Origin of the sequence: Thermoflavimicrobium dichotomicum (genome assembly GCF_900114055.1) — a bacterium.
Classification (GTDB): Bacteria; Bacillota; Bacilli; order Thermoactinomycetales; family Thermoactinomycetaceae; genus Thermoflavimicrobium; species Thermoflavimicrobium dichotomicum.
The window spans coordinates 72,285-79,366 of record NZ_FORR01000017.1; the positions used below are offsets into that span (position 1 = coordinate 72,285).

Annotated in this window: 3 protein-coding genes; all 3 read left to right on the forward strand. The window is 45.2% G+C overall.

Features of this window, described 5'->3' with window-relative positions; genetic code table 11:
- Positions 1–15 precede the first annotated feature (15 nt).
- The gene (locus tag BMZ78_RS14500; protein WP_093231149.1) at positions 16–720 is read left to right on the forward strand and encodes an MBL fold metallo-hydrolase; all 705 of its coding nucleotides are present in this window, start codon (positions 16–18) and stop codon (positions 718–720) included.
- A 48-nt stretch (positions 721–768) separates the two neighbouring features.
- Positions 769–4,068, forward strand: coding sequence for an ACP S-malonyltransferase (fabD, locus tag BMZ78_RS14505; protein WP_093231160.1), 3,300 nt, complete (start codon positions 769–771; stop codon positions 4,066–4,068).
- A gap of 12 nt (positions 4,069–4,080) precedes the next feature.
- A partial coding sequence (locus BMZ78_RS14510) for a type I polyketide synthase (protein ID WP_139203338.1) occupies positions 4,081–7,082 on the forward strand: 3,002 nt, incomplete at its 3' end.

Consider the following 7,082-nt stretch of genomic DNA (forward strand, 5'->3'; position numbering starts at 1 on the left):
TTGGTGTAATTTCATATGAGTGCGACATACGATCTGCATCAATTAAAAGTAAGCTCTGCCCATTTTATTAATTACACTTACATCATTGTAGATAAAACCTCCGGCAGGGCGGCAATTGTTGACCCAGCCTGGGAATTGGAATTGATTCTGCGCAAGATCCTTGGAATTGGTGCCAAACCAGAGGCAATTCTTCTTACCCATTCACACTATGATCATGTGAATCTGGTAGATCCGCTCGTAGAACAGTTTGATTCCCAAGTGTTTATGTCAAAGAAAGAAATCGACTATTATCATTTTAGATGCCAAAATTTAAATCCAGTAGAAGATTTTGATACCATTCAATTAGGAGAAACCAGCATTACCAGTCTTCTGACTCCAGGACATACAGCTGGCGGAACCTGTTACCAGTTATCAGAGAGCCTGTTTACAGGAGATACTGTTTTTATTGAAGGCTGCGGGATCTGTGACACTATTGGAGGCTCTCCGGACCAGATGTTTGATAGTATACAAAAGATTAAAAGGCACAGTAATCCTGATGTTCGAATTTATCCAGGACATTCTTACGGTTTGGAACCAGGATATCCTTTGAAATATCTTTTACATAATAATATCTACTTTATTTTTGAAAAAAAAGAGCAGTTCATTGCTTTCCGAATGAGAAAAAATCAGAAAAAATATCATTTCTTCGGCAATGATGTTCCTCCTTTCGATTCCTTCTGAGTCAAAATCAGGGGGATTTTGCCTGCAAAAAAGATCCGAGGTGGATTTATGACAAAACCGGTAGTCTTTATGTTTGGAGGACAGGGTACACAATATTATCAAATGGGTCGGGAGTTGTTTTTGAATCATCCTGTCTTCCGTAAATGGATGCTTCATTTGGATAAGATCGTTCAAAAGAGCTGCGGTCTGTCCGTTGTAGATGAGTTATACAGGGAGAATAGAAGGATCAGTGACCGTTTCGATCGTTTGCTGTTTACTCACCCCGCCATTTTTATGGTGGAATATGCTTTGGCGCAGGTACTGATAGAAGAAGGGATAGAGCCTGAATATGTTATCGGTTCCAGTCTGGGGGAATTTGTTGCGGCTGCATTGGCTGGTGTAACAGAGGTAGACTTGATGTTGGAATTAGTTGTTAAACATGCACAGACGTTTGAATGTTATTGTCCAGCAGGTGGGATGATTGCGATCCTTTATGATCCTCGTTTGTATTGGGAGAATTCTGCCCTTTATGAAAATAGTGAGTTAGTATCCGTTAATTTTGATTCTCATTTTGTGATCGCGGGAAAACTAGATCCGTTGAAGGTGGTTCAACAGTTTTTAACCAATAACAGGATCACTCATCAAATGTTGCCGGTAACTTATGCTTTTCATTCATCCGCAATTGATTCAGTTGAGAGATACTGTCTGGATTTACTGCAACACATGGTATGTCAAAAGCCCCGAATTCCCATTGTTTCCAGCTTGTACGGTACGATCCTGTCAGAACAGCCCGATACATATTTCTGGGATATTGCCAGACAGCCTATAAAATTTTCCGATGCGTTTAAGAGTATGGAATCCATAAGCAGACAAAATGCGGTTTATCTAGATCTCAGCCCTGGTGGGACACTTGCTAATTTTGCGAAACGAAATATGTCTCTCGACTCAGAATCAGAAGTTTACTCGTTCCTTTCACCTTATAACCTGGAAGAAAAACAGCTGGAAATACTGACTGCCAAAATGGCAAAGAAAAAACAGGTAGAAGTGAAAAGGAGGAAAACCGACAACATGGTTACCTTTATGTTTCCCGGTCAGGGATCGCATGTCAAAGGTATTGGTGGAACGCTGTTTGATGAGTTTCCTGATTATACAGCAATAGCGGATAAAGTTTTGGGTTATTCAATCAAAGAACTTTGTTTGTATGATCCCGAAAAAAAGTTGGGCAAAACCCAGTTTACCCAACCGGCGTTATATGTTGTAAACGCATTGAGTTATTTGAAAAAGGTGTTAGAAACAGGCAGAAAGCCGGACTTTGTGGTCGGTCATAGCCTGGGGGAATACAATGCTTTGTTTGCCGCGGGAGCTTTTGATTTTGAAACAGGGCTCAAGCTGGTGAAAAAAAGAGGGGAGTTAATGGGGCAAGCCAGAGATGGAGGAATGGCTGCGGTCATTGGCTTACAGGACGAAAAAGTAGAAGCGATTCTGAGAGAGAATGGTTTTTCTACCATAGATATTGCGAATTATAATACGCCTACCCAGATTGTTATCTCGGGTCCACTGGATGACATTGAAAAAGCGGGAGATGCTTTTAGTGAGGCTGGAGCAATGTATATTCCCCTCAACGTAAGTGGAGCATTTCATTCAAGATACATGAAAGCAGCCCAAACAGAGTTCGAAAGATATCTGGATCAGTTCACCTTTTCTGAGCTGAGCATTCCTGTTATTTCCAATTGTAAAGCTAGGCCATATACATACGGAGAGTTAAAAACCAATTTGGTTAAACAAATTGTCCATTCCGTCAAATGGACTGAGAGTATCAGATATTTGATGGGACTCGGGGAAATGACCTTTGAAGAGATCGGCCCAGGAGATGTGTTAACCAAGCTGGTTCAGAAGATACGTGAGCAGGCAGAACCGTTAGTAGTTTCTGAAGAGCCGGCTGAAGAAGAATCGATAGAAGGATGGCAAGATAAGAAAGAATACAGACAAGAGGCAGAATCATTCATTTCTTTGGAAATTACAGCTACTTCATTGGGGGATGAAGAGTTCAAAAAGGATTATAAACTCAAGTACGCCTATCTGACAGGGGGTATGTACAGAGGAATCGCTTCCAAAGAAATGGTGGTGAGAATGGGAAAAGCAGGGATGATGGGCTTTTTCGGTACAGGTGGACTGGATCTGCAACAGGTTGAAGAAGCGATTCAATACATTCAAAGAGAACTGGATGATCGCCATGCCTACGGTATGAATCTGGTTCATCAACCTGCTTTTCCTGAGTTTGAGGAGCAGCTTGTTGATTTGTATCTAAGATATGGCGTGAAAAATTTGGAAGCTTCCGCATTTATGGGAATAACCCCTGCCTTGATCAAATTCCGTGCTCAGGGTGTAAAACGAGCTCCAGATGGTTCAGTAATAGGGAGCAACCATATCATAGCGAAACTATCCAGACCTGAGGTAGCGGAAGCGTTTTTGAGTCCGGCACCAGCACATCTTGTAGCGAAGATGGTGGAGGAAAGAAAGATTACCCAGGAACAGGCAGATCTGCTCAAAGAAATTCCGATGGCTGACGATATATGTACAGAGGCTGATTCGGGTGGACATACCGACGGGGCGGTAGCCTATGCCCTGCTACCAGCTATCCTTAAACTGCGGGATGAGAAGATGAAAAAGTACGGGTATCGCAAAAAGGTAAGGGTTGGAGCTGCGGGAGGCATTGGAACACCCGAGGCTGCTGCGGCTGCATTTATTATGGGAGCCGATTTTATTCTGACGGGTTCTATCAACCAATGTACAGTGGAAGCCGGAACAAGTGATGCTGTAAAAGATTTATTGCAGCAGATGAATGTTCAGGATACAGTATATGCCCCTGCGGGAGATATGTTTGAGATGGGGGCCAAGGTTCAAGTATTGAAAAAAGGTGTGTTTTTTCCAGCCAGAGCCAATAAACTCTATGATTTATACCGCTTGCACAATTCCCTGGACGAAATTGATGAGAGGACCAAAAAACAGATTCAGGAAAAATATTTTAAACGCAGTTTTGAGGAAGTTTATAAGGAAATAAAAAAATATTATCCACCCCATCAGATTGAAAAATTTGAACAAAATCCAAAGCAAAAAATGGCGGCAATCTTCAAATGGTATTTTAGTTATTCCTCACGTCTTGCTCTGAACGGAACTCCCGGTCATCAGGTAGATTACCAGATTCACTGTGGACCTGCCTTAGGCGCATTCAACCAATGGGTGAAGGGGACACCTCTGGAAGACTGGAGAAACCGGCATGTGGATGAAATTGGAGAAAAATTGATGATAGAAACAGCACACTTGCTTGCCCAACGGCTAAGAAAACTTAATCCCCAATTACACGGATAGCAGGAGGAGTTTATGAAAAGCATGAACCTTCAACCTGGCATAGCGGTAATTGGTATGGCCTGCCGATTTCCAGGTGCTAAGAACTACGAGGAATTCTGGGAGAATCTGAAGGAGGGGAGATCATCCATTCAGGAGATTCCACAGGAGCGTTGGAATTGGAGAGATTATTGGGGCGATCCGCAGACTGAAATAAATAAAACCAACAGCAAGTGGGGAGGCTTTATTGAAGATGTAGATGCCTTTGATCCAGGCTTCTTTGGTCTTACGAACAGAGAAGTGGAAAACATGGATCCTCAACAACGAATCATGCTGGAACTTTCCTGGTCATGCTTGGAGGATGCGGGCATTCCTCCTTCATCTTTATCTGGGAAAAAAGTGGGAGTCTTTATTGGGGTCGCCAATCTCGATTATAAAGAATTGTTGGAAAATGATTCGAATTCTATTGAAGCACATTATGCTTCGGGGATTGCGGCTTCCGTTATTCCAAGTCGTATTTCTTATCTGTTTAATTTCAAGGGTCCCAGCTTTCCATTAGACACTGCCTGTTCCAGTTCGCTTAACGCGATTCATTCGGCGATACAGTCGATCCAACAAGGAGAATGCACGATGGCGTTGGCAGGGGGAGTCAGCTTGCTGTTTACCCCTCACCGTTATATCTCATTTGCCAAGATGGGCATCTTATCTCCTACGGGCTCCTGTAAAACATTTGATGAAAGTGCAGATGGTATTGTTCGAGGAGAAGGGGCAGGAGTTATTTTGCTCAAGCCTTTGGAAAAAGCATTGGCCGACGGGGACTCCATCTATGGAGTTATCAAAGGAAGCGCGATCAACCATAGCGGGAAAACCTATACGTTAAGCTATCCTAGCCCTGATGCACAGGCGGAAGTGATTGTCGAGGCGTATAAGCGTGCAGGAGTAACGCCTGAGAGCATCAGTTATTGCGAAACCCATGGAACAGGGACTCCAAAAGGGGATCCCCTTGAGTTTCAGGGGCTTCTCAAAGCGTTTCACTCCTTCTCTTCCCAGAATGGAGAAAGATTAAAGCAGGGGGTCAACTATTGCGGTTTGGGATCTGTTAAAACCAATATCGGCCATTTGGAAGCGGCTGCGGGAATAGCCGGAGTGATCAAAGTCTTGCTCTCTATGAAATATAAACAATTGACCGGACTGCAGAATTTCAGAAAGTTAAACCATCGTATTTCGTTGGAGGAGACCCCTTTTTATATTGTAGACCGATTGAAAGAGTGGAAACCGTTAAAGGGAGGAAATGGCGAAGAGCTCCCAAGGCGGGCTGGTGTCAGCAGTTTTGGATTTGCAGGAACGAATGCACATGTTGTTATTGAAGAAGCACCTGTTACAAAAAAATCTCCAGTAAAAAATCTGCCGTTCTACATGATTTGTTTGTCTGCCAAAACAGAAGAAGCAATAAGTCAGAAGATTCAGGATTTGGCGGAGTGGCTGGACAAGAAAGAGAAGAAAAATGACCTTGCCAATATTGCTGCCACTCTACTTTTGGGTCGTGACCACTTTGACATCCGGTGTGCTTTTGTAGTGAAGGACGTACTGGAGCTTCAAGAAAAATTAAGGCAAGTGATCGAAAATGGAGAAGCTCCAGGATATTTTAAAGATAGTAATCTGGGAGTAAAACAAGAACGTCCTCTCTTTGAAGAGTTTGGGAAAACACTGATAAAAGAGCTGCAGCCAAGCAATGAATTAGGTAGTGATGAGTACGGACAGAAACTTTGCGCTTTAGCTCAATTGTATGTGAAAGGGTTTGATTTTGAGTGGAAGATGCTATTTCCTCTTCCGCCCAATAAGATACAACGGGTTGCTCTGCCCACCTATCCGTTTGCCCGGGAGAGGTACTGGGTGCAAAAGGGGGAAACGGGATTTGGAAGCGGGAAAGCAGCTTCTGTCACGGAAAGCTACCTTCATCCCTTGCTGCACAGGAACACTTCCCATCTTGGGGAGCAGCGGTTCAGCTCCACCTTTACAGGACAGGAGTTTTTCCTGTCGGATCACGTGGTGAATGGGAAACGTCTCTTGCCCGGAGTTGCCTATCTGGAAATGGCCCGGGCGGCTGTGGATCAGGCGGCCGGGGTCTTGCAAGAGGAGCCAATGGGCATTCGCTTGAAAAACGTGGTATGGGCACGTCCGATTGTGGTAGATGAAGAGCCCGTTCAGGTGCATATTGGACTCTTCCCGGAAGAGAAGGGAGACATTTTCTACGAAATCTACAGCTCTGACCATCTGGGCCGGGAAGCTGTGATTCACAGCCAGGGTCGTGCTGAATTCTGCCCGGTTTCTGACAGGACTGTGGATCTTGCCGCCTGGCAGGCTGCGTGTCGTCAGAACGTTCTTACGTCAGAACAGTGCTATGAGTCCTTCCGGGCGATGGGGCTTGCCTATGGACCTGGGCATCAGGGACTGGAGAAGGTATATGTAGGAACAGATCAGGTACTGGCAAAACTCTCGCTGCCGGCTTCCGTCTCCGGTATACAGGGCCAGTTTGTCCTTCACCCCAGCGTGATGGATGCAGCCCTGCAAGCAGCAGCCATGGCCATGATCGGATCCGTGAAAAAATCCCTCCCGTTTGCCCTGGAAGAGCTGGAAATCCTGGGTGGATGCACCTCCAGCATGTGGGCGCTGATTCGTTACAGTCAGGGAAGCAAAGCAGGGGATGACATACACAAATGCGATATAGATGTATGTGACGAGCAAGGAAATGTGTGTGTGCGGATAAAAGGATTTTCCGCCCGTGTGATGGAGGGGACAGCAAGTGGGGAAGAGAGGGTCACAGACCATGGAACCCTGATGCTCTCCCCCAGCTGGAAGGAGCAGGAGGTTGCTCCTGAACTCTCCGCTCCTGCTTATGCAGAGCACTGGGTGATCCTCTGTGAGCAGGAGGAAGGGGTTCAGAAGGCCATCGAAGCTCACATGACCGGGGTCCGCTGCATCGCCCTGCAGGCAGCGGGGAGGATCGATCAACGCTTCCAGGCCTATGTGACACAGGT

What these genes read in the sequence shown, in the direction of transcription:
- BMZ78_RS14500 (WP_093231149.1), top strand. Translation starts at nt 16, where the DNA reads ATGAGTGCGACATACGATCTGCATCAATTAAAAGTAAGCTCTGCCCAT.
- fabD (WP_093231160.1), top strand. Translation starts at nt 769, where the DNA reads ATGACAAAACCGGTAGTCTTTATGTTTGGAGGACAGGGTACACAATAT.